The sequence below is a fragment of the Antarctobacter jejuensis genome (assembly GCF_052266595.1).
GTDB lineage: Bacteria > Pseudomonadota > Alphaproteobacteria > Rhodobacterales > Rhodobacteraceae > Antarctobacter > Antarctobacter jejuensis.
The window spans coordinates 140127-155640 of record NZ_JBQQXJ010000002.1 but is presented as its reverse complement, the minus strand read 5'-3'; the positions used below and the strand labels follow the sequence as shown (position 1 = coordinate 155640).

Below are 15514 nucleotides of genomic sequence, written 5' to 3'. Positions count from 1 at the left end.
CCGGGCACAAGAAACAGGAAAGCACACAAATGAGCTTCTTTTCCGACATCCGCACCACCCTGAACAAACGTGCGAAGTACCGCACAACCGTCCGCGAACTGCAATCGCTGGACAGCGCCGTCGCCCGCGATCTGGACATCGCGCCCGACGACATCCGCCGCATTGCGCATCAGGCCGTCTACGGCTGAACAGCGGCACTACGCCGACCCCGGATAGGCCGGGGACGGCGTGCCTTGGTGGGACGATGCCCCACGCCGTGGACAGACCCCGGCAAGAGCATCCCCTGACGGCCAAATCCGCCGCAGGTCACATATCGCCTTGCGCCGCTTCGATGAAGCATCCGGCGGCGCCATATACCCCGCCCGACTAACAAGGTCAGAATTCCGGCGGGAACCCAGGCGACGACACGCTCCACCATCCCCCTCTCCCGTAGCGCAGCCGCACCCGATCACCGGCGCAGTCGCGCTGTCCGCAAAACAGGGGCCCTAACGCCGCGATACGGCGTCAGCCGGACAATTACCGGAAACGCTCGTCCAGCGCGGCCTTTACGGTCGGGGTCACAAACTTGGACACATCGCCACCGAGCCGGGCAATTTCCTTGACCAGCTTGGAGGCAATCGCCTGGTGACGCGCCTCGGCCATCAGGAAAACGGTCTCGACGCTGTCATCGAGCGCGCGGTTCATGCCGACCATCTGGAATTCATATTCGAAATCCGCCACAGCGCGCAGTCCGCGAATAATGATCTGCGCGCCCACATCCCGGGCGCAGTCGATCAGCAGGTTGTCGAAAGGATGCACAACGATCTCGGTGCGGGTCTGTTCCGACAATTCGCGGCATTCCCGTTCGATCATCGCCACGCGCTCTTCCAAAGGAAACAGTGGTCCCTTGTCGCGGTTGATCGCCACGCCGATCACCAGACGATCCACCAGCGTGGCACCGCGCCGGATGATATCAAGGTGACCGTGGGTAATCGGGTCAAAGGTTCCGGGGTATAGGCCAACGCGCATAGCTGCTTCCCTTGTCGCAAGTCCGGGAAAACGCAACAATATTGCGCGCCCGAATGCAACCCGGAACAATCGTCCGGGCCAATTTCAGGCGCGCGGAAAATATCACCACGGATTCGAGATCATGCCCTCAAGCGCGTCCTTTTCCGCCGACAACTCGCTCAGGCGCGCCTTGACCACGTCGCCCAGGGTCACAAGGCCGACCATTTCGCCGTTTTCGATCACGGGCATGTGGCGAAACCGTCCTTCGGTCATCTGGGACAGGATTTCATCGGCCACCGCATCCCGGGTGCAGCTGAACGGATCGGGTGTCATGTAGGTTTCGACCGTTGCGTCCAGGCAGGCCCCGCCGCTGGCCGCCAGTTCGCGCACGATGTCGCGTTCCGACAGGATGCCAAGCGCCTTCTTGCCGTCATCGGAAATCACCACCGTGCCGATCCGCTTGTCCGCGAGGATCGCCGCCGCTTCGGCAACGGTCGTGCCCGGTTTCACCGTGAACACGCCATCGGTGCCCTTGCTCTTGAGAATTTGGTGGACCTGCATCGTGATACCTCCCTGCGACAAAGTCTTGGTTCAAGCGTGGCTTGGCCGGACGCGACCTGTCAAGTCGCTCAAGGTCTTAAGCGGGCATTGGCTTCGGATTCCAGCCGTGACAGCTCTGCCCGCATGCCATTGACCAATGCATCGGCAAAGCGTGTCTGACGCTCCAGCCGCCGGTCATCGGCGTGGCGCACAAGGTAGAAGCTGCGCACCAGCGAGATCTCCTCGGGCAAAACAAGGCGCAGCCCCTCTGCGACCGGCAAAGCAAAGTCATGTACGATGCCCAGACCCGCCCCCTGCCGCAGCCAATGGAATTGTACCGCGACCGAGTTCGAGGCCAGCGGCACACGGGTCAGCCCCAACTCGTCCAGATAGTCCAGTTCCTTGTCAAAGATCATGTCGGGAATGTAGCCGACGATCCGGTGATGACGCAGGTCATCGGCGGTTCTGATCGGGGGATGTGCCGAAAGGTATTCGTCACTTGCCGCAAGATGCAGCCGGTAATCGGTGATTTTCTGCACGACCAGCCGCCCCGCCGATGGCGGCGACACCGCGATGGCAAGGTCGGCCTCACGCCGGCTGAGATTCACCACCCGCGGCAGGGCGAGGATCTGGACGTCCAGATCCGGATTTGCCTCGGCGATCTGGGCGCAGACACGCGGCAGCAGGAAATTGGCGCAGCCATCCGGCGCCCCGATGCGGATCTGTCCGGACAGCCCTTCGGCCCGGCCCTGCATCGCCTCGGACGCCTGACTGGCCGCCTGCTCTGCCTCTTCGGCAAATCCAACCAGCCGGGTGCCCGCCTCTGTCAGCGCATACCCCTGAGGGGACTTGGCGAACAGCGGCGCACCCAGCGCCTCTTCCAGCCGAGCCACCCGCCGTCCAACCGTGGCCGCGTCCATCCGCAGGCGTCGCCCGGCGGCGGACAGGCTTTCATCCCGCGCCACCGCAAGAAACACCCGCAGATCGTCCCAGTTGTCCAAGCCGCCCCCTTTGCAAAAACGCAAAACGCTTTTGCCGCATTTTCCCTGTTCATGGCATTTTTGCAAGACTAGGCTGCGCGACAACAGCACACGGAGGATTCCATGACCGAACTCACCAACTGGATCAACGGCCAGCACGTCAAAAGCGGCTCTGGCCGTTACGCCGATGTCTTCAACCCGGCCACCGGCGAAGTTCAGGCCAAGACACCGCTGTCCTCGGTCGAGGAATTGAACGAGGCCGTCGCCAAGGCGAAAGAGGCGCAGGTCGCATGGGGCGCCACCAACCCGCAGCGCCGCGCCCGTGTGATGATGAAATTCGGCGCGCTCATCAACGACCACATGGACGAACTGGCCGAACTGGTGGCCCGCGAGCACGGCAAGACCCTGCCCGACGCCAAAGGCGACGTACAGCGCGGTCTTGAAGTGGTTGAGGTCTGCATGGGCGCGCCCACCTTGCTGAAGGGTGAGTTCACCGACGACGGCGGCCCCGGCATCGACCTTTATTCCATGCGCCAGCCGCTGGGTGTGGTTGCGGGCATCACGCCCTTCAATTTCCCGGCCATGATCCCGCTGTGGAAGATGGCCCCGGCGCTCAGCTGCGGCAACGCGATGATCCTCAAACCCTCCGAGCGTGTGCCATCAACCGCGCTGCGTCTGGCCGAACTGCTGCAAGAGGCCGGTCTGCCCGACGGCGTGCTGCAGGTGGTCAACGGGGACAAATCCGTCGTGGATGCGATCCTCGACAACGAGGATATCGCTGGTGTCGGTTTCGTCGGCTCGACCCCGATCGCGCAATACATCTATGGACGCGCGGCCAACAACGGCAAGCGTGCCCAGTGCTTTGGCGGCGCCAAGAACCACATGATCATCATGCCCGACGCCGATCTGGACAAGGCCGCCGACGCGCTGGTTGGCGCCGGGTACGGTGCAGCCGGTGAACGCTGCATGGCAATCTCTGTCGCCGTACCGGTGGGTAAGGAAACCGCCGACGGGTTGATCGAACGCCTGATCCCGCGGGTCGAAAAGCTGAAAGTCGGCCCCTATACCTCTGGCGAGGACGTGGACTACGGCCCGGTCATCACCGCCGCCGCCAAGTCGCGCATCGAAGGTCTGATCGACAGCGGCGTAAACCAGGGCGCGGACCTTGTGATCGATGGCCGTGGCTTTGAAATGCAGGGCTATGAGAACGGCTTCTTCGTCGGCCCCTCGCTCTTCGACAACGTCACCCCGGATATGGAGATCTACAAGGAAGAGATCTTTGGCCCGGTTCTGAGCCAGGTCCGCGCCGACACTTATGAGGACGCGCTGAATCTTGTCATCGACAACCCCTATGGCAACGGCACCGCGATCTACACCGCCGATGGCGACACCGCGCGCGACTTTGCCCACCGGGTCAATGTCGGCATGGTCGGCATCAACTTCCCGATCCCGGTGCCGCTGTCCTATCACACCTTCGGCGGCTGGAAGAAATCCGCCTTTGGCGACCTGAACCAGTACGGCCCCGACGCCTTCCGTTTCTATACGAAGACCAAGACCGTCACGGCGCGATGGTTCTCGGGCATCAAGGAAGGTGGCGAATTCAACTTCAAAGCGATGGACTGAGCCATTCCCTGCACAGGCGGATCGGTCTGTTACACGATTGATCCGCCGCAGCGAGGCGCGCCGCGATCCACCTGCGGCGCGTATTCACGACGAGGGCCCAGAGCCTCCAACGGTTGGGCAATGCCCTACAGTCTCAAGGCGTAAACTCTCTTGGGCAGCCTGAACCTCTAGTAGATACGTTAATCACTCATATGCCGATCGATTTCCAAATCTTCCCCGAGCGGGGTATTGTGTTTTTCCGCATGGTCGGCACCGTTGACACGACCAACAGCGTCGATGCTTTTCTGGCCTATACCGATCATCCGGATTTCGATCCGTCGTTCGTCTTTCTGACAGACACCACCCACCTATCTCACATGAAATCCGACTTTGTTCGCATCGTCGGCGCCGTCCAGCGCACCATGCGCCTGTTCAGCCGGTTCAAAAAGGGCAGTCTTTGCATCATCCACGCGCCGGGCGACGTCAATTTTGGCATGGCACGGATTCTGCAACAGGTGTTGGAGCCGGTCAGCAGCTTTCAGGTAAAGGTCACCCGCAGCGACAAAGACGCACTCACTCTGGCCGGCCAGCCCGAGCTTTCTTTTCCCGAGCTTGAACGGGCGCTCGGCTTGCCAGCGACAACGGACTGAGCACCGCGCCCTACTACCGGCGCGCATTGTCGCCTTGCCTGCCCCCCGCCCGGTCTGCTTTGCTGGCAACAAAACGGGGGGACATGATGACCGAACCACCTTTCAGCATCGGCATCGAAGAAGAATACCTGCTGGTCGACCGCGAGAGCTGCGCGCTGGTCGAAGCGCCCGAGGGTCTGATGGAGGCCTGCGTGGCCGAACTCGAAGGGCAGGTCAGCCCGGAATTCCTGCAATGCCAGATCGAGATTGGTACACGACCCTGCACCGGAGTGGCAGAGGCACGCGATGATCTGCGCCGCCTGCGCTCTGCCGTGTCGCGACATGCCGCGGACCACGGGCTGTCGCCCATCGCCGCCTCCTGCCACCCGCTGGCCGACTGGAAGAACCAGCACCACACCGACAAGCAGCGCTATAACGAACTGAACCGGGATCTGGGCGGCGTGGTGCGGCGGATGCTGATCTGCGGCATGCATGTGCATGTGGGGCTCGAAGATGACCCCCTGCGCGCCGATCTCATGGCGCAGGCCAGTTATTTCCTGCCACATCTTCTGGCGCTGTCCACCTCCTCACCCTTCTGGCAGGGAGAGGATACCGGGCTGGCTAGCTACCGCATTTCCGTCTTTGACAACCTGCCGCGCACAGGCCTGCCGCCGCAATTCGACAGTTGGCAGGACTACGAACGCTCCACCAGCGTGCTGGTCGAGACCGGCGTGATCGAGGACACCTCGCGCATTTGGTGGGACCTGCGGCCCTCGGCCAATTTCCCGACGCTGGAGGCGCGCATCATGGATGTGCAACCCCGTCTGGAACATGCGCTGACGCTGGCCGCGGTGACGCAATGCCTGATGCGGATGCTCTGGCGGCTGCGCGTGCGCAACCAGCGTTGGCGGCTCTATGACCGATTCCTGATCGGCGAAAACCGCTGGCGCGCTCAGCGGTACGGCGTCAGCGAGGGGCTGATCGACTTCGGCGCGGCCGAGGTGGTGCCCTTCACACGGCTGGCGAAGGAACTTGTCGACACACTCGAGGAAGACGCGGCACACCTGAAATGTCTCGCCGAACTGGCCCGCGTGCGCGAAATCGTCGAAACCGGGACATCGGCCGACCGTCAGCGCGCCGCGCTGGCCAAAGCGCGGGATGCAGGCGAAGATCACGAAGGCCAGATGCGCGCCGTGGTCCGGCACCTGATCGAGGAGTTCCACGCCGACTTGTGATGGCACGCCTTGGGCCGAGCCCACTTGGCATGAATGCGCGCCCGCGTTACCACGCCCGCAACAGTCCCGGAGCGCCCCATGAAAACCGCCATCGCAACGTCCGACTACTTCGTGATGGGCGAAACCTTCATCAACCGCCATATCCAGCACCTGTTCGGCGGCGAGACCTGTGTGATCTGCGGACGTCACAACGGCCAGGATCCTCTGGGCAAGCCGCTGTTCATCCGCCGCGCGCCGCTGACCCCGATGGATAAGCTGCGCGCGCCCTTCGCGGCCGCCAGTGGCGCGCTGCTCTACGGCACCTCGCGTCTGCCGTTTGGTGACAATCGGGCCCGCCTTGCCGGGTTCCTGCGCGACCAGGGGGTCAAGGTCATCCTTGCCGAATTCGGCACGCAGGCGCTTGTCGTGGCCAAGCTTGGCAATGACCTTGGCATTCCGGTCTTCACCTACTGGCGCGGCACCGATGCCTCCGCCGCGCTCAGTTCCAACCAGCGCATCCGCTCTTACCGGCTGATGATGCCGCGCCTCGCGGGCATGTTTTCGGTCAGCCAGTTCCTGTTGGACAACCTTGCCAAGCACGGGATTTCCCATCCCAACGCCCATGTTGTCCCGTCGGGCGTCGACGTCCGCCGCTTTACCCCCGGCAAAAAACGCCGCGGCAGCTTTCTTGCCGTGGGCCGCATGGTGGAAAAGAAGGCCCCGCATATCACCCTTCGCGCTTTTGCCAAGGCCGCCAAAGGGCGCGACGCGCATCTGACCTTCATCGGCGACGGCCCCCTGCTTGACGACTGCAAGGCCAAGGCCCGCCTGTTAAAGATCGAGGATCAGGTCACTTTCACCGGCGCCCTGCCCCATGATCAGGTCCGCGAGCACCTGCTGACGACAGAGGTCTTCCTGCAGCATTCTGTCACTGCAAAAAACGGCAACACAGAGGGTCTGCCCACCGCGATCCAAGAGGCGCTGGCCTGCGGTTGCATCACCCTGTCCACCCGTCATGCAGGTATCCCGGAGGCGGTGGAACACGGCGTCAACGGCCTACTGGTCGACGAATGGGACGAAGAGGGCTTTGCCGCCGGGATCACACGGCTCCTGGATATGCCGGATCGCTCGGCGCTTTCCGACGCCGCGCGCGCCACGGCAGAGGCGAAATTCGACAACGATATCGGTCTGGCCCGCGTCGAACAGGTGATCCGCGAGACCGTGCAGGGGTAACGCTTTGCGTTATCGCAAACATCACGCACATCACACCACTCGACCTTTGCAAAAACGCAAAGCGGGATTGCGCCCGCGCCGCTTGCGTTGGGCGCACCTTCACGTCACAATCTGAACAAGCGTTCAATTCAGCGCCCGGCAGGGAGGAGCCACGCAATGGATTTCGCACTCAGCGAGGAACAGACCGCCATCTTCGACATGGCCCACGCGTTCGGACAAGAGCGCATCGCGCCCTTTGCCCGCGACTGGGAAGCCGCAGGCACCATCCCCAAGGATCTCTGGCCCGAGATCGCGCAACTGGGCTTTGGCGGCCTCTACGTCAGCGAAGAGTCGGGAGGCTCCGGCCTGTCGCGCCTCGACGCGTCCCTTGTGTTCGAGGCGCTCAGCATGGCCTGCCCCTCGGTCGCGGCCTTCCTGTCGATCCACAACATGTGCGCCAAGATGATCGACACCTTCGCCAGCAACGATTTCAAGGCCCGCATCCTGCCCAAGGTGCTGACCATGGAAACGGTGCTCAGCTACTGCCTGACCGAACCGGGCAGCGGATCGGACGCCGCCGCCCTGCGCGCCCGCGCCACCCGCACCAACGAAGGCTACAGCCTGAGCGGCACCAAGGCCTTCATCTCCGGCGGCGGGTATTCGGATGCCTATGTCGTCATGTGCCGCACCGGCGAGGACGGACCAAAGGGCATTTCCACCCTCTATGTCGAGGACGGCGCAGAGGGCCTAAGCTTTGGCGCGCTGGAACAGAAAATGGGGTGGAAATCCTCGCCCACCGCCCAGGTCCAGTTCGACGATTGCCCGATCCCGGCCGAAAACCTCATCGGCGAAGAGGGCCGCGGCTTTACCTATGCTATGGCCGGCCTCGACGGTGGCCGTCTCAACATTTCGGCCAGCGCGCTTGGCGCGGCGCAAAATGCGCTCGACTTGACCCTTCAATACATGTCCGAACGCAAGGCTTTCGGCAAAACCATCGACCAATTCCAGGCCCTGCAATTCCGCCTTGCCGAGTACGAGACCAAATTGCAGGCCTCGCGCACCTTCTTGCGTCAGGCGGCGTGGAAACTGGACACCGGCGCGCCCGACGCCACCAAGTTCTGCGCCATGGCCAAACTCATGGTCACCGACAACGCATTCGACGTGGCCAACGGCTGTTTGCAGATGTTTGGCGGCTACGGCTATCTCGCCGACTACGGCGTGGAAAAGATCGTCCGCGACCTGCGCGTGCACCAGATCCTAGAAGGCACCAATGAAATCATGCGCCTGATCATCTCGCGCCAGATGCTCGCCACGTGACCCACACTGCTTTTTCTTTGGGCTAAAAATACCTCTCGGGGGAGCGCGAGGGGCAGACGGCCTCCTCGCTCCCGCCCTTTAAATCAGGACCAAGGCCCGACATGTCCGACATCCAGATCCGCACCGAAGGTTTTGCCGGCCGCATCACGCTTAACCGCCCCAAGGCGCTGAATGCGCTGACATGGGACATGTGCCGCGCCACGGAACAGGCGCTCGACCTCTGGCGCAATGACGATGCCGTCAAGCTGATCATCCTCGACGCAGAGGGCGACCGCGCCTTTTGCGCGGGTGGCGACATCGCCGAAATGTATCGCTCCGGCACGGCGGGGGACTTTGACTACGGCCGCGCCTTCTGGCGCGACGAATACTGCATGAACGCCAAACTGGCCGAATACCCCAAACCCATCGTCAGCTTCCTGCACGGCTTTGTCATGGGCGGCGGCGTCGGCATCGGCGGGCATTGTTCGCACCGCATCGTGGGCGAAAGCACCCAGATCTCCATGCCGGAATGCGGCATCGGTTTCGTGCCGGACGTGGGCGGCACCTATACGCTGGCCCGTGCGCCGGGTAGGCTTGGAGAATACCTCGGGCTGACTGCGGCGCGCATGGGACCGGGCGATGCCATTCACGCCGGGTTCGCCGACCGGTTCCACCCCGAGGCGGATTGGCCCGCGCTGAAACAGGCGCTGATCAACAGCGGTGAGGTCACGGCCCTCGGCGAGGCGTCCACGCCTCCCGGCAGCCCGCTGGCCGCGCAACAGGCAGATATTGATGCGCTCTTCGGGGGCGAGGCTCTCAGGGACGTGCTCAACACGCTGCGCAACAGCGACAGCGCCTTTGCCGCGCAATCCCTGAAAAAACTGTCCCGAAACGCGCCCCTATCAATGGCGGTCACGCTGGAGATGATCCACCGGCTGCGCGCGCCCGGTCTCGACATCCGCAAGGCTTTGGAACTGGAATACCGCGTCAGTCACCGGATCATGGAACATGGGGACTTCCTCGAAGGCATCCGCGCTGCCATCATCGACAAGGACAAATCGCCGAATTGGCGTCACGCGCTCGACTCCGTCCCTGCCGTGGACGTGTCGAAGATGCTGATGCCACTTGGCCCCGACAAGCTCGATTTCAAGGAGAAGACCATGCAGATCGGTTTCATCGGACTGGGCAACATGGGCGCGCCCATGGCCGCCAATCTTGCCAAGGCAGGACACGCGGTCAAAGGCTTCGACGTGGCCGGTACCACGGCAGAGGGCGTCACCGCCGTCAGCACCGCCGAAGAGGCCGCAACCGGCGCCGATGTGGTCATCACCATGCTTCCCAACGGCGAGATCCTGAAATCCGTGGCCGCGCAAATCCTGCCGGTCATGACCAAGGGCGCGGTTCTGCTGGATTGCTCCACCGTCGACGTAGCCTCGGCCCGCGCGGTGGCGCAGCAGGCAGAGGAACTTGGTCTTCAGGCGCTCGACGCGCCGGTTTCCGGCGGGATCGGCGGCGCGGCGGGCGGCACGCTGACCTTCATGGTCGGCGGTCCGGACGCCGCCTACGCCAAGGCCCTGCCCCTGTTCGAGATCATGGGGCAAAAGGCTGTCCACTGCGGCCCGGCGGGCAACGGTCAGGCGGCCAAGATCTGCAACAACATGATCCTTGGTGTCACCATGATCGCCACCTGCGAGGCCTTTGCGCTCGCCGACAAACTGGGCCTCGACCGGCAGGCCATGTTCGACGTGGTCTCGACCTCCTCGGGCTACTCATGGTCGATGAACGCCTATTGTCCCGCGCCCGGCATCGGCCCGAAATCGCCCGCCGACAACGGCTATCAACCCGGTTTTGCCGCCGATCTGATGCTGAAGGATCTCCGCCTCAGCCAACAGGCGGCCAGCGAAGCAGACGCCGACACGCCAATGGGACAGGCCGCGATGGAGCTCTACCGCGCCTTTGTCGAGGACGAAGACGGCAAGGGGCGCGATTTCTCGGCCATGTTGCCCCGTTTCGAAAACCGCGGGCGCGGCTGAGCCCATGTCCGACTGGATCCGGGACGCGCTCCTGCCCAACCTCACGCAGGACAGCCTGCAACGGCTGCGCGGGCTCGCCCCGGCCCGGGTTCCCCGTGGCACCGCTCTGTTCCACCCCGGCGACACCGTGCGTGGCTTTGTGGTGGTTCTGTCGGGGCGGATCGACGTTTATCTGACCGGCCCCAACGGGCGTGACATCCTGCTTTACGCGGTCGAACCCGGACAAAGTTGTGTGCAATCCACCCTCGGCCTTTTGGGAGGAGAGGATTACTCGGGCGAAGCCATGACCCGTGTCGATACAACTCTGGTGCTGATCCCCCGCGACCTGTTCCTGAACTTGATACAGGCGGATCCCGCGTTTCGCGGTTTTGTCTTTCAGGCCTTTGCCGCACGGATGCAGAGCATGATGCACCTGCTGGAACGGGTCGCGTTTACACGGGTCGAGGCGCGACTGGCGCAGGTCCTTCTGGACCGCGCCGAGGCGGGCCGCGTGGCGGCCACCCACGCCGAATTGGCAGTGATGATCGGATCCGCGCGCGAGGTGGTTTCAAGGCGGCTGGATGCGCTGGCGCGGCGCGGCCTCGTGACGCTGGAACGCGGTACAGTGGTCCTGCAGGACCGGGATACGCTCCGCCAGATTGCCGACAGCGACGGCACCTGACGCCGCGCAGGAAAAGCGCAGCGTATGTGACTATGTCACCGACCCCCGCCGATCAGTGCGCTAGAATGCGTTCATGAATTCGTGAGAGGGAGTCTCCCAATGTTCAAGAAAAACGTCGGAAATACAGATCGCGCGATCCGCGCGGTGGTTGGCATTGTCCTGCTGGGTTTGGCCTTTGCGTCCCTGACCGGCACCCTTGCCTGGGTCGCTGGCATTATCGGTGTGGTCATGCTGGGCACCGCGGCGCTTGGCACCTGCCCGCCCTATGCGCTGCTGGGCATCAACACCTGTAAGCTGAAATCCTGAGCGATCCGGGGGCAAGTCCGTTTGGACTTGCCCCTTTTCAGATGGCGATCATTGCGTCGATCCGATCAGCGGCGGCCTCGGCGATGCGCCGTCCTTCGTTGATCGCCTCTGCTGCGCGGAACAATTCCATCACCGAAAGCTGGACAAGGTCCGCGTCCAGCATCAGGTCAGCCGGGTCCGCCGCATCGCGGGCCTTGCGCAGGAACTCGGTCAGGATGTCGATGGACACCGATACCACGTCCATATAGGCGGGCGTCACCTCGCGCCGCCCTTCCGGGAACAACCCGCGCAGCTGTTCGGGCAACCCGTCCCGCAAGGCCTCAACGCCGAAGCGTTCCCAGAAATCCTGCGCCGGTTCCCCGGTCCACAGCCGCCGCCCGTGCTTTGCGTTCGGGTTCACGGCCAAAGTCTTACGCGCTCCCAAAGCCCGCACAGCCGAGGTTGGCACCGGGTTGATCAACCCGCCGTCCAACAACCAACGCCCGTCGACCCTTTGCGGGGCAAAGACACCCGGAATCGCGATAGAGGCCCGGATTGCCGGGACCAGCGGCCCCTCCCGTAACCAGACCTCGCGCCCGGTTTCCATGTCCGTCGCCACCGCAAGAAAGGGTTTGGGCAGATCCTCAATCCGGTCGGGCAAGCCGATGTCACGCAGAATGCGCTCCACCGCCGCCCCTTCGATAAGCCCGCCCCGGTCAAGTCGCAGATCGAGGTATTTCAGGAACCGCGTTTGGGTCATGGCCCGCGCCCAGTCTTCCAGCGCGTCCAGCCGGCCTGCGGCCCATGCCGCCCCCACCAGCGCGCCCATGGAACAGCCCGCGACGCAGTCCGCCTCGATCCCACGCGCCTCCAACACGCGTATGACACCGATGTGGCACCAGCCCCGTGCACCGCCCGACCCAAGCGCCAATCCCAGTTTTCCGCTCAACCCGCCGCTCCGCCACCGATCTTTCCGGGTCTCAGCTTAGCCCCGGCCAAGACGCCGGGACAGCCTGCAAAGCGTCGTTTTGCAGGAAAACCTACCGTTACTCTGCCGCCACCTTGCGCGATGTCAGCATCGGTTTCAGGTAATGGCCGGTATAAGAGGCTTCGACCTCGGCCACCTGTTCCGGCGTGCCCACAGCCACGATTTCGCCGCCGCCATCGCCGCCTTCGGGGCCGATGTCGATGATCCAGTCGGCGGTCTTGATGACATCGAGGTTGTGCTCGATCACCACGACCGTATTGCCGCCCTCAACCAGTTCATGCAGCACTTCCAACAGCTTGCGCACGTCTTCGAAGTGCAGGCCCGTGGTCGGCTCATCAAGGATGTAGAGCGTGCGTCCGGTCGAACGTTTGGCCAGTTCCTTGGACAGCTTGACCCGCTGCGCCTCACCGCCCGATAGCGTCGTCGCCTGCTGACCCACCTTGATATAACCAAGGCCCACACGCATCAGCGCGTCCATCTTCTCGCGGATGGAGGGAACCGCCTTGAAAAACTCCTGCGCATCCTCGACCGTCATATCAAGAACGTCCGCGATGCTCTTGCCCTTAAAGAGAATTTCCAGGGTTTCCCGGTTGTAGCGCTTGCCCTTGCAGGTTTCACAGGTGACGTAGACGTCCGGCAAAAAGTGCATTTCGATTTTGATCACACCGTCGCCCTGACAGGCCTCACAGCGCCCGCCCTTGACGTTGAAGCTGAACCGCCCCGGCTTGTAGCCGCGCGCCTTGGCCTCTGGCAGACCGGCGAACCAGTCGCGGATCGGGGTGAAGGCCCCGGTGTAAGTGGCTGGGTTTGAACGCGGAGTCCGGCCGATGGGCCGCTGGTCGATGTCGATGACCTTGTCCAGATGTTCCAGACCCTTGATCGTCTCGCAAGGGGCCGGCGTCTGCCGTGCACCGTTCAGCGCCATGCTGGCGGTCTTGAACAGGGTTTCTATGGTCAGGGTCGACTTGCCGCCGCCCGACACCCCTGTCACACAGACGAACTTGCCCAGCGGGAACTCTGCCGTCACCTCTTTCAGGTTATTGCCCGTCGCCTTGACCACCTTGAGCTTTTTCCGGTTCCCCTTCCGGCGCTTGTCCGGAACCGCAATCTCGCGCGATCCACTCAGGTATTGACCGGTCAAACTGGCCGGATCGGCGGCGACCTCTTCGGGCGTGCCCTGGGACACCACCTGTCCACCATGCACCCCGGCGCCCGGTCCGATGTCAAAGACGTAATCCGCCTCGCGGATTGCCTCTTCGTCGTGTTCGACCACAAGGACCGTGTTTCCCTGATCACGCAGGTTCTTGAGCGTGTCCAGCAGACGGGTGTTGTCGCGCTGGTGCAACCCGATCGAAGGTTCGTCCAGCACATAGAGCACCCCGGTCAGACCAGAACCGATCTGGCTGGCCAACCGGATACGTTGACTTTCCCCGCCGGAAAGCGTTCCCGATGAACGGCTTAGCGTGAGGTATTCAAGTCCGACATTATTCAGAAACCCCAAACGCTCGCGGATTTCCTTTAGGATCGCGCGGGCAATTTCGTTCTTCTGGTTGGTCAGGCTTTGCGGAACCGTTTCGCACCAGTCAAAGGCCTGTTTGATCGACATCTGGACGATCTGGCCCACATGCAACCGCTCTTCCGGCGTGCCCGCCGCAGGGCCGATCTTGACGGCCAAGGCCTCTTCCCGAAGACGGTATCCACCGCAGGTGCCGCAGGACCGGTTGTTCTGATAGCGCTCGAATTCTTCGCGGATCCAGTTGCTGTCCGTCTCACGGTAGCGCCGCTCCATGTTGGGAATGACACCCTCGAAGACCCGGCTGACCTGATAGACGCGACCGCCCTCATCATAGCGGAACTGGATTTCCTCATCGCCTGACCCATACAGGAATACCTGCTGCACATGCGCAGGCAGGTCTTTCCAGCGGGTGTTCTTGTCAAACTCGTAGTGCTTGGCAATCGCTTCGATGGTTTGCAGGAAATAGGGGCTCTTGCCCTTGCGCCAGGGAGCCAGCGCGCCATCGCTGATCTTCAGCGTCTGATCAGGCACCACCAGGCGTTCGTCAAAGAACAATTCGACGCCAAGCCCGTCACATTCCGGACAGGCCCCAAAGGGCGCGTTGAACGAGAACAACCGCGGTTCGATTTCCGGGATGGTAAAGCCACTGACCGGGCAGGCAAAATTCTCGGAAAAGGTGATCCGCTCGGGATCGCCCTCTTTCGGCGCGGTTTCGAGGATCGCGATGCCGTCGGCAAGGTCCAGCGCCGTCCGGAAACTGTCCGCAAGCCGGGTTTCCATCCCCTCGCGCACGACGATCCGGTCGACCACCACGTCGATGTCATGGCGGAACTTCTTGTCCAGTGTCGGCGGGTTGTCCAACTCGTGGAACTCTCCGTCGACCTTGACGCGCTGAAAGCCCTGTTTTCTAAGCTCCAGAAATTCTTTGCGATATTCGCCTTTTCGGTCGCGCACGATAGGCGCGAGCAGATACGCCCGCGTGCCGTCCTCCATCCCCATGACGCGGTCCACCATGTCCTGAACCTGCTGGGCCTCGATCGGCTGGCCAGTCGCGGGCGAATAGGGCGTGCCGACGCGGGCAAAGAGCAAGCGCAAGTAGTCATAGATTTCCGTCACCGTGCCCACGGTCGAGCGCGGGTTCTTGGACGTGGTCTTTTGCTCGATGGAAATCGCGGGCGACAAACCGCTGATGTGGTCCACATCCGGCTTTTCCATCATATCGAGGAATTGCCGCGCATAGGCGCTCAGCGACTCGACATAGCGGCGCTGGCCTTCGGCATAAATCGTGTCAAAGGCCAGAGAAGATTTCCCGGAACCGGAAAGCCCGGTAATCACAACCAGTTGGTCGCGCGGAATATCCACGTCGATCGATTTGAGGTTATGTTCGCGCGCGCCGCGCACCTCGATCTGCTTCATTTCCGGCATAAATCACCCGCCCCATTTCGACCCGCGTAGACATAGTGGATTTAAGTCCTGCGGCCAATCGAAAAACGTGAACAAACTATGAACACAGGTTTCCGTCCCGTCATTTGCCATCCACAGTGCAGGATTGGGCCTGTCACTGGTGGAAA

At 62.6% G+C, this 15514-nt stretch carries 14 protein-coding genes and 1 pseudogene; 10 read left to right on the top strand and 5 right to left on the bottom strand.

Annotated elements, in window-relative coordinates:
• The first annotated feature begins 29 nt into the window (after positions 1-29).
• Positions 30-188 carry a DUF1127 domain-containing protein gene (locus ACTXGA_RS03400; protein WP_443391723.1) on the top strand — a complete coding sequence of 53 codons (159 nt, stop codon included), beginning with the start codon at positions 30-32 and terminating at the stop codon, positions 186-188.
• A gap of 328 nt (positions 189-516) precedes the next feature.
• Here ACTXGA_RS03400 and coaD read toward each other — a convergent pair whose 3' ends face one another.
• From coaD to ACTXGA_RS03385, 3 genes are all read right to left on the bottom strand, one after another.
• Positions 517-1008: a pantetheine-phosphate adenylyltransferase gene (coaD, locus tag ACTXGA_RS03395; RefSeq protein ID WP_443391722.1), complete on the bottom strand. Its 492-nt coding sequence runs from the start codon at positions 1006-1008 to the stop codon at positions 517-519.
• A gap of 102 nt (positions 1009-1110) precedes the next feature.
• Positions 1111-1548 carry a CBS domain-containing protein gene (locus ACTXGA_RS03390; protein ID WP_443391721.1) on the bottom strand — a complete coding sequence of 146 codons (438 nt, stop codon included), beginning with the start codon at positions 1546-1548 and terminating at the stop codon, positions 1111-1113.
• Positions 1549-1616: 68 nt separating this feature from the next.
• Entirely contained in the window at positions 1617-2528 is a 912-nt protein-coding gene (locus ACTXGA_RS03385; RefSeq protein ID WP_443391720.1) for a LysR family transcriptional regulator, read from the bottom strand.
• Positions 2529-2630: 102 nt separating this feature from the next.
• Here ACTXGA_RS03385 and ACTXGA_RS03380 point away from each other — a divergent pair, with 102 nt between their 5' ends.
• The 9 genes and pseudogenes from ACTXGA_RS03380 to ACTXGA_RS03340 all read left to right on the top strand — a co-directional run bounded on the left by ACTXGA_RS03380 (position 2631) and on the right by ACTXGA_RS03340 (position 11460).
• On the top strand, positions 2631-4130 hold the full coding sequence (locus ACTXGA_RS03380) for a CoA-acylating methylmalonate-semialdehyde dehydrogenase (protein ID WP_443391719.1): 1500 nt from the start codon (positions 2631-2633) through the stop codon (positions 4128-4130).
• A 191-nt stretch (positions 4131-4321) separates the two neighbouring features.
• Complete coding sequence (locus tag ACTXGA_RS03375; RefSeq protein WP_443391718.1) at positions 4322-4759, top strand: hypothetical protein; 438 nt, start codon at positions 4322-4324, stop codon at positions 4757-4759.
• A gap of 86 nt (positions 4760-4845) precedes the next feature.
• On the top strand, positions 4846-5973 hold the full coding sequence (locus tag ACTXGA_RS03370; protein ID WP_443391717.1) for a carboxylate-amine ligase: 1128 nt from the start codon (positions 4846-4848) through the stop codon (positions 5971-5973).
• A gap of 78 nt (positions 5974-6051) precedes the next feature.
• Positions 6052-7185: a glycosyltransferase gene (locus ACTXGA_RS03365; RefSeq protein WP_443391716.1), complete on the top strand. Its 1134-nt coding sequence runs from the start codon at positions 6052-6054 to the stop codon at positions 7183-7185.
• 156 nt (positions 7186-7341) lie between these two features.
• Positions 7342-8481: an acyl-CoA dehydrogenase family protein gene (locus tag ACTXGA_RS03360; RefSeq protein WP_443391714.1), complete on the top strand. Its 1140-nt coding sequence runs from the start codon at positions 7342-7344 to the stop codon at positions 8479-8481.
• A 101-nt stretch (positions 8482-8582) separates the two neighbouring features.
• A pseudogene (locus tag ACTXGA_RS03355) lies at positions 8583-9542 on the top strand (enoyl-CoA hydratase/isomerase family protein); the annotation flags it as partial.
• Positions 9543-9620: 78 nt separating this feature from the next.
• Entirely contained in the window at positions 9621-10493 is an 873-nt protein-coding gene (gene mmsB, locus ACTXGA_RS03350; protein ID WP_443392028.1) for a 3-hydroxyisobutyrate dehydrogenase, read from the top strand.
• A 4-nt stretch (positions 10494-10497) separates the two neighbouring features.
• A complete protein-coding gene (locus tag ACTXGA_RS03345; protein ID WP_443391713.1) occupies positions 10498-11154 on the top strand; it encodes a Crp/Fnr family transcriptional regulator in 657 nt (218 codons plus the stop codon).
• Between the two features lie 99 nt (positions 11155-11253).
• Positions 11254-11460 carry a YgaP family membrane protein gene (locus tag ACTXGA_RS03340; RefSeq protein ID WP_443391712.1) on the top strand — a complete coding sequence of 69 codons (207 nt, stop codon included), beginning with the start codon at positions 11254-11256 and terminating at the stop codon, positions 11458-11460.
• Between the two features lie 37 nt (positions 11461-11497).
• Here ACTXGA_RS03340 and ACTXGA_RS03335 read toward each other — a convergent pair whose 3' ends face one another.
• Entirely contained in the window at positions 11498-12388 is an 891-nt protein-coding gene (locus ACTXGA_RS03335) for a patatin-like phospholipase family protein (RefSeq protein WP_443391711.1), read from the bottom strand.
• Between the two features lie 97 nt (positions 12389-12485).
• A complete protein-coding gene (gene uvrA / locus ACTXGA_RS03330; RefSeq protein ID WP_443391710.1) occupies positions 12486-15368 on the bottom strand; it encodes an excinuclease ABC subunit UvrA in 2883 nt (960 codons plus the stop codon).
• Between the last annotated feature and the right edge of the window lie 146 nt (positions 15369-15514).

Excerpts from the sequence above, each read along its gene's own strand:
- ACTXGA_RS03360 (WP_443391714.1), top strand. The coding sequence starts at position 7,342 with ATGGATTTCGCACTCAGCGAGGAACAGACCGCCATCTTCGACATGGCC.
- mmsB (WP_443392028.1), top strand. The coding sequence starts at position 9,621 with ATGCAGATCGGTTTCATCGGACTGGGCAACATGGGCGCGCCCATGGCC.
- ACTXGA_RS03400 (WP_443391723.1), top strand. The coding sequence starts at position 30 with ATGAGCTTCTTTTCCGACATCCGCACCACCCTGAACAAACGTGCGAAG.
- uvrA (WP_443391710.1), bottom strand. The coding sequence starts at position 15,368 with ATGCCGGAAATGAAGCAGATCGAGGTGCGCGGCGCGCGCGAACATAAC.
- ACTXGA_RS03380 (WP_443391719.1), top strand. The coding sequence starts at position 2,631 with ATGACCGAACTCACCAACTGGATCAACGGCCAGCACGTCAAAAGCGGC.
- ACTXGA_RS03375 (WP_443391718.1), top strand. The coding sequence starts at position 4,322 with ATGCCGATCGATTTCCAAATCTTCCCCGAGCGGGGTATTGTGTTTTTC.
- ACTXGA_RS03365 (WP_443391716.1), top strand. The coding sequence starts at position 6,052 with ATGAAAACCGCCATCGCAACGTCCGACTACTTCGTGATGGGCGAAACC.
- ACTXGA_RS03345 (WP_443391713.1), top strand. The coding sequence starts at position 10,498 with ATGTCCGACTGGATCCGGGACGCGCTCCTGCCCAACCTCACGCAGGAC.
- ACTXGA_RS03390 (WP_443391721.1), bottom strand. The coding sequence starts at position 1,548 with ATGCAGGTCCACCAAATTCTCAAGAGCAAGGGCACCGATGGCGTGTTC.
- ACTXGA_RS03370 (WP_443391717.1), top strand. The coding sequence starts at position 4,846 with ATGACCGAACCACCTTTCAGCATCGGCATCGAAGAAGAATACCTGCTG.
- coaD (WP_443391722.1), bottom strand. The coding sequence starts at position 1,008 with ATGCGCGTTGGCCTATACCCCGGAACCTTTGACCCGATTACCCACGGT.
- ACTXGA_RS03340 (WP_443391712.1), top strand. The coding sequence starts at position 11,254 with ATGTTCAAGAAAAACGTCGGAAATACAGATCGCGCGATCCGCGCGGTG.